Raw genomic sequence first — 364 nt, 5'->3', positions numbered from 1 at the left:
TAATACGCTTTTTCTGCTTCTGCCGGAGGAATATGGCCCAGCCTTTCCAGCAATCGTCGATTGTTATACCAGTCCACCCACGTTAGTGTGGCCTGTTCCACTTCTGCACGGTTTTTCCAGCTCTTACGGTGTATTACCTCCGCTTTGTAAAGACCATTGATGCTCTCAGCCATCGCGTTGTCATACGAGTCGCCTGTACTCCCTGTTGATGCCAGTAATCCGGCTTCTTTTAGTCGCTCCGTATAGGCCAGTGACACATACTGAGAGCCTTTATCGCTGTGATGGATGGTGCCAGACGGACGACGGGCCCACAACGCCTGCTCCAGCGCATCCAGCACGAATGTCGTTTCCATAGACGATGAGA

Annotated in this window: 1 protein-coding gene; it reads right to left on the bottom strand. The window is 51.9% G+C overall.

The window, feature by feature from the left end; translation table 11 throughout:
- Positions 1-364, bottom strand: a 364-nt coding sequence (locus tag A7090_RS24755) for an integrase core domain-containing protein (protein WP_157941502.1), incomplete at both ends; no start/stop codon positions are given.

This window comes from Escherichia sp. MOD1-EC7003 (assembly GCF_002965065.1).
In the GTDB taxonomy this organism is placed as follows: Bacteria; Pseudomonadota; Gammaproteobacteria; order Enterobacterales; family Enterobacteriaceae; genus Escherichia.
This window is presented reverse-complemented; position numbering and strand designations above follow the sequence as displayed.